This window comes from Paraliobacillus sp. JSM ZJ581 (genome assembly GCF_044383835.1).
Taxonomy (GTDB): Bacteria; Bacillota; Bacilli; order Bacillales; family Amphibacillaceae; genus Paraliobacillus.
Map to the genome: position 1 here is coordinate 1 of NZ_JBISEP010000010.1, position 18,507 is coordinate 18,507.

19 protein-coding genes are annotated in these 18,507 nt (G+C 33.6%); 15 read left to right on the top strand and 4 right to left on the bottom strand.

All coding sequences use genetic code 11. The features are described 5' to 3' along the window. Window positions 1-83: 83 nt before the first annotated feature. Window positions 84-686, bottom strand: a complete 603-nt coding sequence (gene rpsD, locus ACH6CY_RS07685) for a 30S ribosomal protein S4 (protein WP_374066750.1) — start codon at window positions 684-686, stop codon at window positions 84-86. A gap of 396 nt (window positions 687-1,082) precedes the next feature. Here rpsD and ACH6CY_RS07690 point away from each other — a divergent pair, with 396 nt between their 5' ends. Further along, window positions 1,083-2,954 carry a sensor domain-containing diguanylate cyclase gene (locus tag ACH6CY_RS07690; protein WP_374066751.1) on the top strand — a complete coding sequence of 624 codons (1,872 nt, stop codon included), beginning with the start codon at window positions 1,083-1,085 and terminating at the stop codon, window positions 2,952-2,954. 378 nt (window positions 2,955-3,332) lie between these two features. Here the strand turns inward: ACH6CY_RS07690 and ACH6CY_RS07695 are convergent, their stop codons facing one another. After that, window positions 3,333-3,812 (bottom strand): GAF domain-containing protein, encoded by a 480-nt coding sequence (locus ACH6CY_RS07695; RefSeq protein ID WP_374066752.1) that lies wholly within the window; start codon window positions 3,810-3,812, stop codon window positions 3,333-3,335. Between the two features lie 365 nt (window positions 3,813-4,177). On the opposite strand from ACH6CY_RS07695, the gene ezrA reads away from it, so the two are divergent. From ezrA to ACH6CY_RS07720, 5 genes are all read left to right on the top strand, one after another. After that, window positions 4,178-5,872 carry a septation ring formation regulator EzrA gene (gene ezrA / locus ACH6CY_RS07700; protein ID WP_374066753.1) on the top strand — a complete coding sequence of 565 codons (1,695 nt, stop codon included), beginning with the start codon at window positions 4,178-4,180 and terminating at the stop codon, window positions 5,870-5,872. A 16-nt stretch (window positions 5,873-5,888) separates the two neighbouring features. After that, on the top strand, window positions 5,889-6,215 hold the full coding sequence (locus ACH6CY_RS07705) for a hypothetical protein (protein ID WP_374066754.1): 327 nt from the start codon (window positions 5,889-5,891) through the stop codon (window positions 6,213-6,215). Window positions 6,216-6,383: 168 nt separating this feature from the next. Next, window positions 6,384-7,523, top strand: coding sequence for a cysteine desulfurase family protein (locus tag ACH6CY_RS07710; RefSeq protein WP_374066755.1), 1,140 nt, complete (start codon window positions 6,384-6,386; stop codon window positions 7,521-7,523). 5 nt (window positions 7,524-7,528) lie between these two features. Next, window positions 7,529-8,728, top strand: coding sequence for a tRNA uracil 4-sulfurtransferase ThiI (gene thiI, locus ACH6CY_RS07715; RefSeq protein ID WP_374066756.1), 1,200 nt, complete (start codon window positions 7,529-7,531; stop codon window positions 8,726-8,728). 129 nt (window positions 8,729-8,857) lie between these two features. Beyond that, window positions 8,858-9,058 (top strand): alpha/beta-type small acid-soluble spore protein, encoded by a 201-nt coding sequence (locus ACH6CY_RS07720; RefSeq protein WP_374066757.1) that lies wholly within the window; start codon window positions 8,858-8,860, stop codon window positions 9,056-9,058. 124 nt (window positions 9,059-9,182) lie between these two features. Here the strand turns inward: ACH6CY_RS07720 and ACH6CY_RS07725 are convergent, their stop codons facing one another. Further along, a complete protein-coding gene (locus ACH6CY_RS07725; RefSeq protein WP_374066758.1) occupies window positions 9,183-9,977 on the bottom strand; it encodes an NAD kinase in 795 nt (264 codons plus the stop codon). 129 nt (window positions 9,978-10,106) lie between these two features. Here ACH6CY_RS07725 and ACH6CY_RS07730 point away from each other — a divergent pair, with 129 nt between their 5' ends. The 4 genes from ACH6CY_RS07730 to ACH6CY_RS07745 all read left to right on the top strand — a co-directional run bounded on the left by ACH6CY_RS07730 (window position 10,107) and on the right by ACH6CY_RS07745 (window position 13,557). Beyond that, window positions 10,107-10,682 carry a DUF2953 domain-containing protein gene (locus ACH6CY_RS07730; RefSeq protein ID WP_374066759.1) on the top strand — a complete coding sequence of 192 codons (576 nt, stop codon included), beginning with the start codon at window positions 10,107-10,109 and terminating at the stop codon, window positions 10,680-10,682. A gap of 21 nt (window positions 10,683-10,703) precedes the next feature. Continuing rightward, window positions 10,704-11,123, top strand: a complete 420-nt coding sequence (ytfJ, locus tag ACH6CY_RS07735) for a GerW family sporulation protein (protein WP_374066760.1) — start codon at window positions 10,704-10,706, stop codon at window positions 11,121-11,123. Window positions 11,124-11,249: 126 nt separating this feature from the next. After that, window positions 11,250-12,233 (top strand): class I SAM-dependent methyltransferase, encoded by a 984-nt coding sequence (locus ACH6CY_RS07740; RefSeq protein WP_374066761.1) that lies wholly within the window; start codon window positions 11,250-11,252, stop codon window positions 12,231-12,233. Window positions 12,234-12,363: 130 nt separating this feature from the next. Next, a complete protein-coding gene (locus tag ACH6CY_RS07745) occupies window positions 12,364-13,557 on the top strand; it encodes an acetate kinase (RefSeq protein ID WP_374066762.1) in 1,194 nt (397 codons plus the stop codon). 129 nt (window positions 13,558-13,686) lie between these two features. Here the strand turns inward: ACH6CY_RS07745 and ACH6CY_RS07750 are convergent, their stop codons facing one another. Then, entirely contained in the window at window positions 13,687-14,154 is a 468-nt protein-coding gene (locus ACH6CY_RS07750) for a universal stress protein (RefSeq protein ID WP_374066763.1), read from the bottom strand. 211 nt (window positions 14,155-14,365) lie between these two features. Here ACH6CY_RS07750 and ACH6CY_RS07755 point away from each other — a divergent pair, with 211 nt between their 5' ends. From ACH6CY_RS07755 to ACH6CY_RS07775, 5 genes are all read left to right on the top strand, one after another. After that, the gene (locus ACH6CY_RS07755) at window positions 14,366-14,872 is read left to right on the top strand and encodes a DUF4178 domain-containing protein (protein ID WP_374066764.1); all 507 of its coding nucleotides are present in this window, start codon (window positions 14,366-14,368) and stop codon (window positions 14,870-14,872) included. A gap of 21 nt (window positions 14,873-14,893) precedes the next feature. Continuing rightward, on the top strand, window positions 14,894-15,562 hold the full coding sequence (locus tag ACH6CY_RS07760) for a PspA/IM30 family protein (RefSeq protein ID WP_374066765.1): 669 nt from the start codon (window positions 14,894-14,896) through the stop codon (window positions 15,560-15,562). A gap of 119 nt (window positions 15,563-15,681) precedes the next feature. After that, window positions 15,682-16,323 (top strand): DUF4247 domain-containing protein, encoded by a 642-nt coding sequence (locus ACH6CY_RS07765; RefSeq protein WP_374066766.1) that lies wholly within the window; start codon window positions 15,682-15,684, stop codon window positions 16,321-16,323. Window positions 16,324-16,343: 20 nt separating this feature from the next. Beyond that, window positions 16,344-16,739, top strand: coding sequence for a DUF350 domain-containing protein (locus ACH6CY_RS07770; protein ID WP_374066767.1), 396 nt, complete (start codon window positions 16,344-16,346; stop codon window positions 16,737-16,739). A 75-nt stretch (window positions 16,740-16,814) separates the two neighbouring features. Beyond that, entirely contained in the window at window positions 16,815-18,365 is a 1,551-nt protein-coding gene (locus tag ACH6CY_RS07775) for a polyamine aminopropyltransferase (protein ID WP_374066825.1), read from the top strand. The last annotated feature ends 142 nt before the right edge of the window (window positions 18,366-18,507 follow it).

The following is an 18,507-nucleotide window of genomic DNA, read 5'->3' on the forward strand; positions in this document are numbered from 1 at the left end:
CTTAGCTACTTTAGGACGCGAACATAAAATAATTCAGTTGACTATTCTGACTCACCAACGTGATTTGACGTAGAACCTTTTTTTTAACGAGAGTAGAACTCAACGATAAGTGCTTCGTTAATTTCAGCTGGTAGTTCAGAACGCTCTGGCAAGCGAGTATATGAACCTTCTAGCTTTTCTTCATCAAACGAAACATACTCTGGAACAAACGGGTTAGCTTCAACCGCTTCTTTTACAATGTTAAGATTTCTTGATTTTTCACGTAAGCCAATTGCTTGACCAGGCTTTACGCTGTAAGAAGGAATGTCAACACGACTTCCATCTACAGTAATATGCCCGTGATTTACTAGTTGACGAGCTTGTCTACGCGTACGAGCAAGACCTAAGCGGTATACAAGGTTATCTAAACGAGATTCTAATAGAATCATGAATGTTTCACCATGAATACCTTTCATTTTACCAGCTTTATCGAATAGGTTACGGAATTGGCGCTCATTTACACCATACATGAAGCGAAGTTTTTGCTTCTCTTGCAATTGCAACCCATATTCAGATAGCTTTTTACGTTGATTTGGACCGTGTTGTCCAGGTGCGTAAGGACGTTTGTCTAACTCCTTACCAGTACCAGTTAATGAAATTCCGAGACGACGAGACTTTTTCCATACAGAACCTGTATAGCGAGCCATTGTACATCTTCTCCTTTATATAATAGATTTGCATAAAATAAGACAGTGCGTTCCATGATCGTCAGCCATTTTGTTTTCATGTACCATCGCTCCAGCAGCAGAGAGTTACACGATACACCTTACGATTCAATTGAAAAGTAAGGAACAGAATGATCAGCCGGTGGTTCACATAGGCTACCTTTTTTACACAAAGTACATTATATATTTTTTTGGTGTGTAAGTCAATAAGGGAGATAATGAAGTATCATATGTAAGAAAAAAGAACTACAATTTGGTAGAAAGATAACAAACATTGGTATATAATGTGATATAATTAAATCAATATATACACACAAGGAATGTAGTGATCCATTTCACTATGTATCAATAAAATATAAATGCTGGGTGGGGATATTAATGGAATATGATAACCAAGAAAACAATTCAATGGCTACCTTAATTTCCAGTAATGTTTTATCCGTGACAACGAAGAAGCACACTTTATATAATGAAGTAATTCAACAAATAAAAAAAAATACAAATGCAACGTACACAGCCTTATATCTTTATAAACCATCTAAGCAAGATTACGAAATTGTACGTGAGAATGACCAAACGACAAAGGTATACAAACGATTCCTTTTTTCTGATGACGTTCTTAATAGAAAAGATTTAATAAACAAGGACGCACATATTTTCGATGGTAACAAGGCATTACTTAACAAACGACTACCATTAGCATATTTAATACCGATACAACAGTATCAAATCCCAATTGCCTATGTGCTATTGGGGTTTACCAAAGAGGAGCAAAGACTAGCAAATTTTCAGGTATCAATAAAAAAAATAAGTAAAGAAATATATTTTTTGTTAGATAATCAAGATTATCATGTAGAATCAATGGAAACTAAAAATAAGTATGAGCTCATGTATCAAGTGACTAAAAAGATATATTCTACAATGAATCCAAGTGATGTGCTTTCCGAAATAGTATTTACAATTCAGTCTACTTATCCAAATTTTGCATGCCAGCTATTTTTATCAACGAATATTAATAATAAAGATTTACCTGTGACAGAATTAATTTACAATGAAGCGTTTGCTAATAAACTAAGTGTTCAATCATACTCAACCGGTGAAATCAAAATTGATCAAAACAGTAAGAAAAACAGAACAAGTTTATACGCTCCATTACGAGGAAAACAGGGGATTTATGGCGTACTACAAATAAAGGTTAATAACATGATCGAATTTTCTTCAGATACGATTGAGTTTATTAAGTTTCTAGCAGATACTGCTGGGAACGCTTTAGAGAACGCACAATTGTATCAGCAATCAACACAACTGATTTTAGATCTACAGTTGATTAATGAAATCACACATCAATTAAATGCGAGTTTAAGATTATCAGACACTGCTAATTATTTGAAGGAACAGTTAATAAAATTTTTTCAAATAGAAGAGATTGCGTTTATATTATTTGATAAACAAGATGACTTTACATTATTAAAGGAGTCTTCGGCTTACTTTCATGATGCATCACTCACTTGGTTGGCAAAAGAGATATTTCCAACTATTAAAACTGATAAAGAAGCGATTTTCCTTGGTGATTTTTCGGAAAAATATCCGGAATGCACAATTCCGCTTCGTTCTATCATGATTTTACCTATGATACAATCGGATCAAGTAAACGGAGTCATTATTTTAGCACAGCATCAACCTGATTTTTTCTCGTTTAATGATTTCAAACTAATTCAGTCTATCGTACATCACTCGACATTGGCATTTGCTAATTCTAGTTTGCGAGAGCAATTGGAACAATCGGTAATAACAGATTATCTCACTAAATTATATTCCAGAAGATATTTAGATGAAAAATGTGAAGAGCATTTTCAGTCAGGAGAACAGGGTATTTTCTTATTAATTGATATCGATGATTTTAAGCAAGTAAATGATACGTATGGGCATGAAATAGGCGATTCATTAATCATACAAGTTGCAAATGTTATTCGAGAGAATATTAAAGATTCAGGCTTTGCAGCAAGGTGGGGAGGAGAAGAGATAGCAGTTTACTTACCCAATATGAATATAGAAGAGGGGATGCGAATTGCATCACAACTTGTTATTCAAATTGAAGAGAAAACAGACCCTTTGATTACTGTTTCAGTTGGAATTGCTCATTGGCATCAAGATAATAGAGAAAAAATGCAAGCGATATTTGACCGGGCAGATCGTTCGTTATACGAGGCCAAACGTTTAGGGAAAAATGGAGTTGCGAAGGTAACATAATATAAACCTTTTACTAGAAAGAGCTTGTCTCCCAAGCTTTTTCTAGTATTTTTTTATTGAAATGCTTCTTCCTTGTACAATAAATGTAGTAATAACATCTTAAAGGCAATCACGCCAAGCTTCATAACTAATATTACCGATAAAATCGACATATAAGTCAAGTGAAATATCTTCAATTGATAGAATAGGGAATGCGGTGAAGATTGAAGCATTTATAATATTTTGATCGTATTCGTCTTTATCTTCGCTCTCCGAATGAATTCCTGTGATATAGGAAAAAACTAATAAAAACGGTATTAGAAATGATTACTTCAATAAAGAAAGCAGTTCACTTTAATTAGTTAAAGTGAACCGCTATATATTCATGCATATATACGGTTAGATGAATTTTTTTAGTACGTCAACATATTGTTCTAAATATTTCTGGTCGATTTCATCAAACCTATTTCTATTTGGGCTATCGATATCTAATACGCCGAACACTTGATCATTTACAATGATTGGAACGACGATTTCGGATTGACTAGCTGCATCACAAGCAATGTGGCCAGGGAATTGATTAACATCGCCAACAACTTGAGTAGTTTGCTCGCTGACTGCTGTACCACAAACACCTTTACCAAAAGATATACGTACACATGCAGGCAATCCTTGAAAAGGTCCTAGGACTAGTTCATCATTTTTAAATAGATAGAAACCTACCCAATTGATATCACTAAGAAATTGATTTAAAAGAGCAGAAGCGTTTGCAAGGTTTGCTGTTTGATCTGTTTCTCCATGTAAAAGTGCCTCAAGTTGCTTAATAACTAATTGATAATTCCCTTCTTTAGATGATAGATAAGACTCTTTATGAAACATAGGCCTCCTCCTTAAATTCAGGTGTTTTTCCTCATATCGTTTATTATCTAAATACCAACAACGATAATAGATAAAAACCTTATTAAAAGTTTTTATAATTATAAACTAAGAAAAGACAGTATAGCAATCAACTAGGAAATATGAATTTTTTAAAATAATATACATCTAGCAGAAGAAATTTGTCAATCTGTTAATAATTTTGATTTTTTTTAGCAAAAAATTGCTTGAACGTGATATGATAGTAGTAATACATAATAAAATGTAAGAATAAAGTTTTTTAATAAAATAACTACGTCCATTCACTGAAATTTGGTATATGGATGATTACAAATAGAATAGATTGGTTTTGGTTGAGGAGGATTCGCGTGGTTGGCTATATCATTGGTGGAATTCTAATATTAATTGTAGTAATAATTATTGGACTTATCCTGAGAAAAAGAATATATGATGAAGTAGATCAGCACGAAAGCTGGAAGATGGATATCATGAATCGTAATGTATCTGGTGAGCTTCAACGGGTGAAAAGTTTAAATTTATCTGGTGAGACACAAGACAAATTCGAAACTTGGAAAAGTACGTGGGATCAAATTTTAACAAGAGATTTACCTGATATCGAGGAGTACTTATTAGATGCGGAAGAAGCTGCTGATCGCTTTCGTATTTCAATAGCTAAGAAAAATCTTGCTGAAGTAGAAAATATTCTACAGAACATTGAAGAATTAATTGAGCGGATGTTTAAAGAATTAGACGATTTGCTTGATTCAGAAAAGCAAAGTCGAAAACAAATTGAAGATATGCAGCCTAGGATAAAAGAATTACGTCATTCTTTACTTCAAAATCGATATCTTTATGGAAAAGCAGAGCCAATATTTGAAGCTCAAATAATGGATCTCCAACAGCTATTAGATAGATATCAAGAAGAAGTAGGATTAGGAAATTATTATGAAGCAAAAGATTTAGTGACTCAATTAACTGACTCTGTAGAGGAAGTAGCAGAAAAACTAGAAGAATTCCCTTTGATTTATAAAAAAAGTAAAAATGAGATACCAGATCAAATTAAGGATTTGTTAGCAGGTATAGAACAAATGAAAGAAGAAGGGTATCGCATTGAGCATTTAGGTTTAGAAAAGGAATTAAATAACTTTTTAGATCAACTTTCCATTAGTGTAGAACAATTAGAGAATGGAGATATGTTCCAGATTTATGAGCTTATTCAAGCGATTGAAGAAAGACTTATAGAAATTTATGAATTACTTGAAAAAGAAGCCAAAGCTAAAAGTTATATCGAAACCCATATAGCTAGTGTGAAATCAAATCTTACGAGTTCTATTAATGATTTTAATTCGACAAATGAAGAAGTAAAACAATTACAACAGACGTATTACTTAGAAGAAAATGATTTAGAATTGTATGCTAAGCTAGACAAATGGGTTCACCAATTAGAAAAGCAGTTTGCTCAAATTGAAATGGATTTAGAAAGTGAGACACAGACATATGTAACACTAAAAGATCAGTTGAAATCCAGTAAAGATGATTTAGAGCAGTTACATCATTCACATCAAGAGTTTAAAGAGCAGCTCCAAACGATTCGAAAAGACGAAGTAGAATCAAGAGAAAAAGTATTACGCTTAAAAAAAGAACTGTTTGATACAAATAAAAAGTTACAAAGCAGTAATTTACCAGGTACTCCTTCTCATTTGTGGAATTTACTAGATGAAGCAACTGACAGAAGTGATGTTGTTATTGAGAAACTTGAAAAGCAGCCGTTAGATATGGGTGAAGTAATGCATGCTTTATCAGAGGCGGAAAATACGGTAAATGCATTAGTTGATCAAAGTAATGCATTGATTGAACAAGCTTATTTAGTTGAGCGGGTAATACAATATGCAAATCGTTATCGCAGTAAATATCCATTATTAGCAACGAAATTACAAGAGGCTGAGACAAAATTCAGAAATTTTGAATATGAACAAGCATTAGATACAGCTGCAAATGCGCTTGAAGAAATCGAACCTGGTGCATTGCTCCGACTAAAAGAATTTGTGGATATCTCCACTTAAGGTAGGTTGAACGAGAGTGAAAAAAAGTTTGGTAATTAGCTTAGCAGCATTATCGATTACTACATGGTTGTTAGTCTTTTTCTTACTTGTTGATGATCATGAACCAAATAAAGCAGTTAACCATCAAGGGATAGCTTTTCATAAAGATACGTTAGAAAATGGGTCAGAGCAGTTTGTCGATTTGAAAGCCAACAATCGTGAAGAAAGCACATTTACACTTAAGCAAGTGAGACATGAACAAGAAACTGGATTGGCTAACCCAACGCAAACAGTTATGTATGAAATGGAAAAGAAAAATCCAATTTCAATTGATAAATTATTAAACGAATTAAATATTAACTAGTGTTCATTTAGGTCCCTTACTAAAAAATAGTAAGGGATTTTTAACGAAAAGTGATAAAAATGTGATAGGAAAAAGAAATATGTGACTAATTTTGCTTAGATTACTTTTTATTATGCTCGTTCTATGTTAAGATATTGCATTGCATAAACGTGAATAAGGAGATGCAAAATGATCTATTTTGATAATAGCGCAACAACAAAACCGGACCCTACTGTATTACAAAGCTTTCAACAAGTATCTAAGCAATACTATGGCAATCCTTCTTCTGTTCATCGTTTAGGTCTTGAAACAGAAACCTTGCTTAGGAAAGCACATGAGCAAGCAGCAAGTATTTTAGATGTTGATGTAAATGAAGTAGTTTTTACTTCAGGCGGAACAGAAGGGAACAATACAGCAATTAAAGGGATTGCATTAGCACACAAGAACAAGGGAAAACATATTATAACGACTCAGATAGAGCATCCTTCTGTAATTGAAGCGTGTAAAACATTAGAAAATATTGGTTTTAGTGTGACATATTTACCTGTTGATAAAACAGGTGTTGTTGATATAAAAGATGTGCAACAGGCATTGAGAGAGGATACCATTTTGGTTAGCATCATGCATGTTAATAATGAAATCGGTTCGATCCAACCAATTGAAGAAATAGGAGAATTAATGAAGCACCGCAAGAAAACCTACTTTCATGTTGACCACGTTCAAGGATTCGGTAAGGTACCGCTATCACTTAAAAATAGTGGAATAGATTTATGTACAATTTCTGGACATAAAATACATGGATTAAAAGGTACAGGTTTATTGTATATAAGAAATGGAATTAATATTTTTCCATTATTCGATGGTGGTGCACAACAATTTAATTATCGTTCAGGTACTGAAAATGTTGCAGGAATTGTCTCTCTAGTAAAAGCAATGCGCATCATCAATGAAAAGCATAAGAACAATAGAAACTATTTATATGAGTTAAATCAAATATTGCGTAACTCTTTACAGGAATTGTCGTATGTGTGCTTTAATACAACGGAGAAACAAGCACCACATATCTTTAATTTTTCTATACCTGGGTATAAACCAGAAGTCATTATTCATGCATTGGGAGAAAGAGATATTTTTATTTCAACTAAGTCAGCTTGTTCGTCAAAAAAACCTGATGAAAGTGCTGTGTTGCGTGCGATTGGCATGCCAAAAGAAATTGCAAAGTCAGGGTTGCGAGTTAGTTTTTCATATGAAAATACAAGAGAAGAAATTGAATTGTTTTGTCGTTCCTTACGCAAAGTGACACAACAATTAAGTTTAGTGATGGGGTAGATAATATGTTATATGACCATATTTTAATACGTTATGGTGAACTTTCATTGAAAGGTAAAAACCGTAAAATATTTATATATCAATTACATGAAAATGTACGAACGAAATTAAAACAGTATCCAACAATCAAAATTCATCATGCAAGAGATCGTATGACAATTATGTTAAATGGGCAAGAACCCGATCCAATTATTGATGCATGTCGATCGATATTTGGGATTCAAAGTCTTAGCCTAGCAATTAAAGTTGAAAATGATCAAGAAAAAATTAAAGAAGCGGCTCTTGCAGCGTTAAAAGATAATAAAAGTGGGACTACATTTAAAATTACAACACGAAGAGCGGATAAAACTTTTCCAATAGGATCTCAAGAATTCAATCATGTAGTTGGATCACATTTATTAAGAAATACAGAAAATTATACGGTAGATGTTCATTATCCAGATGTGGAATTGCACATTGATATTCGAACACAAGCCACCTATATTACGTCTAAAAGAATAAAAGGTGCAGGTGGTCTTCCTGTTGGTTCAGCTGGAAAAACAGCATTATTACTTTCAGGAGGAATTGACAGTCCTGTAGCAGGTTATTTAATGATGCGAAGAGGAGTGAAATTGGAAGCTGTTCATTTCCATTCACCACCTTATACAAGTGAGGCAGCTAAACAAAAAGTAATTGATTTAGCTAAACAACTAACATATTATGGCAATCATATTAAAGTGCATGTTGTTCCTTTTACTGCACTACAACAAAAGATACATCAAAAAATTCCACACGGTTATTCGATGACAGTTATGCGTCGTATGATGCTTAAAGTAAGTGAAAAAATTGCTGAGAAAGAGAATATTTTATCTTTAACCACAGGTGAAAGCCTAGGACAAGTAGCTAGTCAAACGATGCAAAGTATGCATGCGATAAATGAAGTGACAGCTTATCCAGTATTACGTCCATTAGTTTCAATGGACAAAGATGAAATTATTCGTATCTCAAAAGATATTGATACGTATCATATATCAATAAGACCACATGAGGATTGTTGCACTGTGTTTGTGCCAAAAGCTCCAAAAACGAAGCCGAAACTTGATAAGGTGAAGTATTTTGAAAACTTGATCGATGTGGAAGAAGATATTGAAGAAATAATGAATAACATTGAAACGATAATGTTAACACAAGATTCTGATCCCGATGATTTTGACACACTGTTTTAAAATCCAAACTTCAAGAATTATACGTTAAAAAATATAGGTGTTTATTGAAACAACTACCAGTTTTTTTTTAGTATGACAACACCTCTTCCTGCACATTCTAGAAATGTACCACAGAGGAGGTGAAAAAACATGGCTAACAATTCTTCAAATAACTTAGTAGTACCTGGTGTAAGCCAAGCATTGGATCAAATGAAATATGAGATCGCTCAAGAATTTGGTGTGAATCTTGGTCCTGATACAACTTCTCGTGCTAACGGTTCTGTTGGTGGAGAAATCACTAAACGTCTAGTTCAAATGGCTGAACAACAACTAGGTGGACAACCAAAATAAAATAATACAATGGCTTAGAGTAGTGCTTCATTGAAGCACTACTCTTTTAAATAGCACAAACATTTAATATTGTTGCGTACAAAGGTGAAACCAAATATGTAACTGATTTTACAATTATAAACAATTAAAGGAAAGTACGTTTAATTCGTTCCCAATAATTATTATTAGGGAGTTTAATCATTTGAATATACCGTTCAGACATACTCACACTAATATCAGTGATGTTTCGAATAGAATACGCCTCATTATCCAAACCAATGATCGGATAATCATTTCCGTCTTGTATAATTTCTAATCGAAGCTTCTTATCTTTAGATAAAACAAGAGATGAACCAAGTGTTCGGTAATGATTATTATTAAGTGATGCAATTTCTGTCATTTGAAAACAGGGGATAGAGGGGTCTAAAATTGCCCCTTGGGTAGATTTGTTATACCCTGTACTTCCTGTTGGTGTCGCGACAATTAGCCCATCACCTCGAAATCGCTCAAGATAGGTATCATCTATATATACATCAATTGCGATCGTTTTAATAATGGAAGAACGCACACTTGCCTCATTCAAACAATAGAAAGGTGCTTCATTATTTATAGAAACATCAATAATAGGGAATTTATCTACTTGTAGATTATCTGATGATAGAGCTTCAAACATTTCCTTAGGCTCATCAAAAGAAAAATCACTATATAGTCCCGATTGATTGTCCTTGGTCATGCCTACATAAATACAATCATTTCTGAATCCTGTATTACGGATCCCTTGTAAGTACACCCCATCATCACCTAAACAGACAATAATATCTGCTCGCTTTCGATCCTTACTTACTTCAAATCCACTTGTATTTGCTAATGCTATTAATGTATCTACCTCTTCGTTACTAACGCTTTCTTTTGTGTAATAAAAATAAACCGATAATGCCATTAGAATTCCTCCAATTTAAAAAACTTATTATTAACATATAACCAAAATAAAAACTTGATAAACATTAAAGGAAGAGATAGGTTTATGAAAATTCATTTATTCCCATACTAACAAGGGAGGTGTCATTTTATGCTGGTTATAATAATCATCACTATTTTGTTATTGTGTTTACTCTTGCTTGCTATTTTACTACCGGTCAAACTTAGATGTGAACTTACTTACCATCAAGAATTGCAATTATCAATCAAGTTAACTATCGCACAACTTACTTTGTTTACTTACAATAAAACATGGAATGATCCTTTAGAAGACGAATCAATTGATATTGAATCATTAATAGATAAATTTAAAAAACATATCAATAACTTTACTGAAAAAAAAGCTACAACGAAACACAAGATGAAGGTTATTAAATATTTTAAAAAAATTTCAATAGAAATCGAAGAATGGGAAACAACTATTGGCATGAAAGGTGCAGCAACAACTGGGATGTTAACTGGTATACTCTGGACAATCAAGGGATCAGTATTAGGATTATTAGATCATTTATTTTACTTGAAAAATGCCCCAATTGTGCATGTTTATTCTGACTTTGAAGAACCTGTTTTTCAATCGACATGCTCATGTATCTTTTCTTTACGATTAGGACAAGCTATCAATACATTTAGAAAAATTAATCAGTCAATGAAGGGTTTAAATGTATAAAATACAAAGGAGATATGTAGTATGAACAATAACCATCCTATCGAAGGACTAATGACAACAGCAATGGAAAACCTAAAACAAATTGTTGATGTGAATACAATAATCGGTGATCCCATTCAATCTCCAGACGGAAGTACAATTATTACAGTATCGAGAGTAGGTTTTGGTTTTGCAGCTGGAGGGAGCGAATTCGGGCAAACAAATCAACAAAGTGATAGTGATTCTTCTGAACAATCTTACCCTTTTGGTGGCGGCAGTGGTGGAGGGGTTACTATTACACCGATAGGATTTTTAATTATCAACAAACAAGGAGTACAGATGATTCATTTAGATCAACATGCTAACTTATACGAAAAAATGGTTGAGATAGCGCCACAAGCATTAGATAAAATAAAAGAAATACTGTCTAAAAGTGAAAAAAGTAGTGATTTTAACAAATAAATCGCTAGACATCTATACAGAATGCCTTCATAATATGGATGGCATTCTTTTTCATGTTAAGATACATAATAGCGAGTTTAATAATGGTGTTTCATTTGTTTGTTATTTTGAAAGGTAGGTAGACAGATGCAGCAAAAAAATGTGGAACAAAATTTTGAAAAATTAAATAATATAGTTGAAAACCTTCAAACGAAAGAAAATATAACCTACTTGGAAAGTCTGGTTATTACTTTAGAGTATGCTTATTCACAAACTTCAAGTAGTGAACTGTTACAAGATACAATTGATTATCTTAATAAAACTGTAAAAGTAGTGCGATTAGAGGAGCTAGAGAAGGAAGAAATTCGTAAAATAGTTCAATTAGCAACGTTAAAAGGCATGCGAGGTGCAACACAACAACAGCATCTCATCACACCAGATACAGTTGCGATGTTTATGGGCTACATTGTAAATAAAATTGTAGGGAAAAAAGAAAGCATTCGTATCTTTGATCCTGCAATTGGTTCTGCAAATCTTCTATCATCCATCATCAACCAATTAGAAACGAATTATGAAGCTTATGGTAGTGACGTTGATACGACATTAATTCAATTGGGTTTGGTTAATGCTAACTTTCAAAAAATAAAGATCGATTTATTTCATCAAGACAGTCTTCAACCATTTTTGTTAGAGCCAGTTGACGTAGTCGTATCTGACTTACCTGTTGGCTATTATCCGGATGATTTACGTGCGAAATCGTATGAACTACGTTCTGATGAAGGGCATTCATACGCACATCATCTTTTTATCGAGCAAAGTTTACATTATACAAAAGAAGCAGGATTTTTAGTATTTGTCGTTCCTAATTTTTTATTTAACAGTGATCAATCAAATAAATTACATTTATATTTGCAAAAGCATGCTCATATAGTAGCTTTATTACAATTACCTAATAGTATCTTCACATCTGAACAACAAGCTAAAAGCATTTTGATCTTACAAAAAAAAGGTGAGGGGACAATGCCGCCAAAACAAGCTTTAATTGCACAGTTGCCTTCATTTAAAAATCCGAATGCAACTTTACAAATGGTTGAAAAAATGAATCATTGGTTTAAAGAAGAAGGATTTTAATTATTAGAAAATAAGAACTTTTGTAGGAAAACGTTAACATTGTAGGTTTATGTTGCAATCCGTCGACATACTTGGTTAGAATAGTATTGGATATACTAAATTGGATCTGAATTGAAAGGATTGAATAATTTTGAGTAATGTGTTAGCAATAAACGCTGGTAGTTCTTCTTTAAAATTTCAATTATTTGAAATGCCAAATGAAACTGTATTAGCAAAGGGTTTAGTTGAGCGTATAGGGATTAGTGATTCTGTGTTTACGTTAGAATATGCTGAGAATAAAGATTCAATCACGACAGATATTCCTAACCATGAAGTAGCTGTTAAATTATTATTAGAAAAGCTACAGGCTTCAGGTGTGATTCATTCTCTGGAAGAGATTGATGGAATTGGTCATCGTGTTGTGCATGGTGGAGAGAAGTTTAGCGATTCTGTTTTAGCAACAGATGAAGTTATTCAGGAAATAGAAGAAGTATCTGAATTAGCACCGCTGCATAACCCAGCAAACTTAACTGGTATCCGTGCATTTAAGGAAATTCTACCTAATGTACCATCAGTAGCTGTTTTTGATACGGCATTTCACCAAACAATGCCTGATCAATCTTATTTGTATAGTTTGCCGTATGAATATTATGAAAAATATGGTATTCGTAAATATGGTTTCCATGGTACATCACATAAATATGTGTCAGAGCGTGCAGCAGACTTAATGAGCGTACCACTAGATAAATTACGTTTAATTACATGTCATCTAGGTAACGGTGCAAGTATTGCTGCTGTAGAGAATGGTAAATCAATTGATACATCTATGGGATTCACTCCGCTTGCTGGTGTAACAATGGGGACTCGTTCTGGTAACATTGACCCTGCTCTAATCCCATATATTATGGAAAAAACAGGTAAGACTGTAGCTGAAGTATTACATGTATTGAATAAAGAAAGTGGAATGTTAGCATTATCTGGTTTTTCTAGTGATTTAAGAGATATTCAAGAAAAAGCAGAAAGTGGCGATAGTCGAGCGGAATTATCTCTGAAAATTTTCGCTGAACGTATTCACCAATATATTGGCTCCTATGCAGCTAAAATGCACGGTGTAGATGCAATTGTCTTCACAGCAGGCGTTGGTGAAAACAGTAAAGAGGTAAGAGAACGTGTACTAGAAGGGTTAGAATTTATGGGCGTATATTGGGATCGTGCATTAAATGACGTTCGAGGCAAAGAAGCATTTGTTAACTACCCTCATTCTCCGGTGAAAGTAATCGTCATTCCAACTAATGAAGAAGTAATGATTGCTCGTGATGTACAGCGCTTGGCTTTACATGTCTAATATATTAGTTTAATAAATGAGCCTTTTTCTGAGTGAAGTAAACAGAAAAAGGCTTTTTTGATGTATGAAAAAAGAAAACACGAGAGCTACTCGTATTTTCTAGTGTGAAAATTTATTGACACTGTAATTTTATTCATCATCATCTTCTACTTCATCTTGTTCGGATCGTACAACTAGGACATCGCATGAAGCATATCTTGTAATGTTCTCTGAAACACTTCCAATTAAAAATCGTTCTACAGCATTTAACCCAGTTGCGCCACAAATAATTAAATCGGCTTCGAATTTTTTTGCTACATGTTTCGGAATGCGAATTTTTGGTGAACCATAATCAATGTGTGTTTCGACGTTTGAGACTCCTTCAATCATCGCTTGTTGCTGATAATCTTCAAGTAATTGTGTTGCATAGATCTCGGATCGATTAATTAAAGATTGATCATACGTTTCGGCAGTTGAAATTGTTTTTGTGTCAACAACATGAGCAATAACTAATTGAGCATTATTTCTCTTAGCGATAGCAATTGCTTGCTTAAACGCTTTTTCGGAAGCTTGTGAACCATCTACTGCGACTACAATATGTTTGTAATTTGTTGTCATAGAAAACACTCCCTTAATATTGAGTTACTATTATTGTAACATATTTATCGTTTTACAAGCATATTCGATAATAGTAAAAGTCAGAATGCTATTAGATAAAAATATGATGTTCTACTATTTTGTGTTAAAATAAAAAAAATGAATTAATTTTGAAACCATTATTGTTTTTAAGACGTACATAATAATATAAAGATTAGAGAGAGGTGCAACAATGGGAATATTCTCTAAGCTTTTTCAGAAAAAAGAGAATAAAGAAGTAGTGAAAGAAAGGGATCCATTATCGATTGAAGTAGGAGATATTGTCGTTTATGATTTAGTTGATTATGAAGTAGTCGGAAAAATCACTTATAGACAAGATGCTTATGAATGGATTAGCTATCAGTTGTTAGAAGGTCGGAATACGATCTGGCTATCGGCTGAGATGGATGATGAATTGGAATTAGGTATTTATAAAAGCCTTTCGTTATCCATTCAAAAACCTTATCCCCAACAGTTGAAGCATGAAGGGCGCATCTTTTATTTAGATGAGCAAGGCCAAGCCCGTGTTGTTGGAGAGGGAAGAAGTCGTAACGTCAATGGCAGAATGATTAGCTATGCTGAGTATTATGATGAAGCTGAGAAATCGTTTATCAGCATAGAAGATTGGGGTAGTGAGCTAGAAGCTAGTATTGGTTATGAAATAGAAGAGTATGAAATAAAAGTAATTGCAGGTTCATAATTCTAAAGGAGGAAATAAATAATGTTTAAATTCTTTAATCGTGTAAAAACAGTAGTAAGCTCAGAGTTGAATGCAATGTTGGATAAAGCAGAAGATCCGGTTAAAATGCTCGATCAATTTATGAGAGATATGGAATCAGATATACGTGATGCTGAGAGTGCTGTGGCAAAACAAATTGCAAATGAGAAAATGTTAAAGCGCAAATACGATGATGCACAAGCAATGGTTGAGAAACGTCAATCACAAGCAGAAAAAGCCATTGAGGCAGGAAATGAAGATCTTGCTCGTCGTGCATTAGAAGATAAACAAGACCATACACAACAAGCAGATTTACTGAAAGAATCTTGGGAGCGTGCAAAACAAGACGCTGATCAATTACGCAAAAAATTAGATGAAATGAAAAAAGAATATCAAGATATGAAATTGAAAAAAGATTCATTAAAAGCACGTGCGGAATCTGCTAAGACTAGAACGAAGATCAATCGTACGATGTCTTCTATTGGTAATGATGAATCCAAGCAAGGATTTTCAAGAATGGAAGAGAAAGTATTGCAATATGAAGCAGAAGCTGATACGAGTGATGACATGTCAGCAGCAAGCCGTTCATTAGATGATGAGTTTGACTCACTTGAAACGAACGAAGTCGATGATGAACTAGCAGCTTTAAAAAAGAAAATGGGTAAAGAATAATACATTTACAAGAACAACAAGTAGCCTCTGTAAACACAAGGTACAGAGGCTACTTTCTTGATTAATAATGTAATGTAAACTGTTGCTCATTTAATATAGAAGGGAGGTAAACAAGTATAATGAAAAAATGGCTTTTGCTACTTACTCTCATGCTCCTTACTTTACTTACTGCTTGTGGAGAAGCTGATCCTGCTTCTGTTTCCGAAATCCCAGATGAACCTTCGAAAGCGGATTTGACTGACAGTTTAAATAATCAGTTTTCTGGTGATGTTGAGACTGTTTTAGCTAATGTTTTTTATAAATTAGATACCGTAGTCAGTGATTCAGCAGAAGCAAATATCTATGCAACGAGACAATTCACACTAGATGAGTTAGTGGATGAAGTTGCTAGTGCTATACCACCGAAAGAAACAAGTGAAAAATACGACAATCAACAAATGTTAATCTATCCAAATCATTTTGTTACTTTTAAACAGAGTGAGGAAGATGATCAAGTTATTCTCATGGAAGTTGCACCAGACACCTTTGTTCGAAATAATTATTCTCCTAACTATTTAAATAATTTTTTTGCTTTCGCTATGCTAAATCGAATGTTGTCTGCAGATAATTGGGCTGAAAATAGACGTAATACTTGTGCAAATGGTAGCTGTTATGGAGGCTACTCAACTGGCACGAAATCGTTTGGCGGGGATGTTGTAACAAATCGAACGAACCGAGGCATGTTTTCTACTAGAGGTGGAGGGCCAAGTGCTGGAAAATAATAAAAAGGAGGAACGATAAAATGAACGCTTTTGTAGCAACATTTATATATTTTGTATTGGCAATCATTGTTGTATTAGTGGGTTTAGTTATTTTTGAATGGATTACGACTAAATATAAAGATTGGGATGAGGTATCAGATGGAAATCATGCTGTAGCTTTATCGATTGCGGGTAAAATTATCGGTATTTGCATTATTTTATCTTTTGCTATCTATCATAGTATTTCCATTTGGGAAACAGTGATATGGGGTGGATATGGTGTCGTTTTACAGATGATTGCATACCTTCTATTTGAGCTATTTACACGTAAGTTCTCTGTCCAAGACAAAATCAAGCAAAACAATATTGCGGTAGGAATTATTTCTTTTGCAGTATCACTAGGATTAGCTTTTGTGATTGGTGCATCAATTACATAAAGAAGCTGAATTGTCAAGGGAGGTCTGGCTATACAGTCAGGTCTTCTTTTTTGAAAAAGTGCAATGGAGTGAGACATTTTGAATCAATTAGCAGTTCGACAAAGTCACCTTATTTATTGGGCATCTGGAATAGTTTCCATATGCGGAATTATCTTTGAAGTGTTATTCGGTGCTTTAGGATCATATATACTTGGTGACGGTGTAAAACAATACACACTTACTATTTCATTGTTCCTTACAGGGATGGGGATTGGTGCAAGTGTGAGTGAAAGAGTTATGAAAAACTTAATTGTGGCATTTGTGTATATTGAGTTTTTAGTAGCTTTAATTGGCGGTTTTTCTAGTTTTACCATGTTTGGAATTACTGCTTTTTCACCAGCTGGAACGGATGCATTATTTTTATATATGATTACCTTATCTGTTGGTGCACTTACTGGAGTGGAATTACCTATTTTAATTAGAAAGGCAAATGAAATAGGTGTGTCCTTAAATCGAAGTACCGCAAGAGTGTTGTTCTCTGATTATGCAGGAGGGCTTGTTGGAGGCCTTTTATTCGCTTTCTTTTTAAGGCCACAATTAGGGATGGTTAAGACAGCGTTCTTAGTTGGGTGCATTAATTTAACTGTAGCTATTACCGTATTATTTCTTTTTCGTAAAGAAATGAAGCGATTTGCGTTACATTTGTTAGTTGGAATAATCATTGGAATTTTGTTAATACTTGGTTTACTGTTTGGTGAAGAGATGGCTTTTTCTTTTGAACAAAAATTGTACAAAGATCCCATTATTCATATGGAAGAAACACAATATCAAAAAATAATTATGACACAAAATCAAGATGATGTAAGATTATATTTAAATGGGGCTCTACAATTAAGCTCCATTGATGAACACCGTTATCATGAAACGCTAGTTCATCCCGCCATGGAGCAGGCCAATCCTATTGAGGATGTATTAATTTTAGGTGGCGGTGATGGGGTTGCAGCAAAAGAAGTATTGAAGTATAAGGAAGTAGATTCGATTACATTAGTAGATTTAGACCCTGCAGTTGTTGATTTAGCAAAATCAAATGAAAAGTTAGTAAAATTAAATCAGCAATCACTGGAGAATGAGAAAGTAACTATACTACATCAAGATGCGTATAATTTTTTAGAACAGACAGATAAAATTTTTGATGTAATTATAATCGACTTACCTGACCCAAATGATGAAAGTTTGAATAAACTTTATACTAAGGAATTTTATGCGTTAGCTCGAAATCATATGTCATTAGATGGTGCAATGATGGTTCAAGCAACAAGTCCTTATTTTGCGCCAGAAGTATACTGGACTATTTCAGAAACAGTAGCCTCCAATGAATTGAACGTTGAAAATCTTCATGTCGACATACCTAGTTTTGGGGATTGGGGCTTTGTTTTAGCTAGCAGGAAGTCAATAGATTTAGATCAAATGACAATAAACGTAGCTACCGATTATTTTAGCGAAGATATACTTCCTTCTCTCAATAAATTTGGAAAAGATATTGATAAAGAAATTATAAGGAATGGAGAAAAAGTTGTCATTAAACCTAACACATTAATTGACCCTAGGTTAATTCAAATTTATGAGCGGTCTTGGGAATACTATTAAGCGTAGTTGTGTTTAGCAGTATTTGGCTATAATTACATAGCGACTTTCTTAATTTCATCACTAGTATATGGTGATGTTTTTATTTTTGATATTAGATCATTGAGTCAAACATGTTTCCTTAAGACATTGCATAAAATAATCA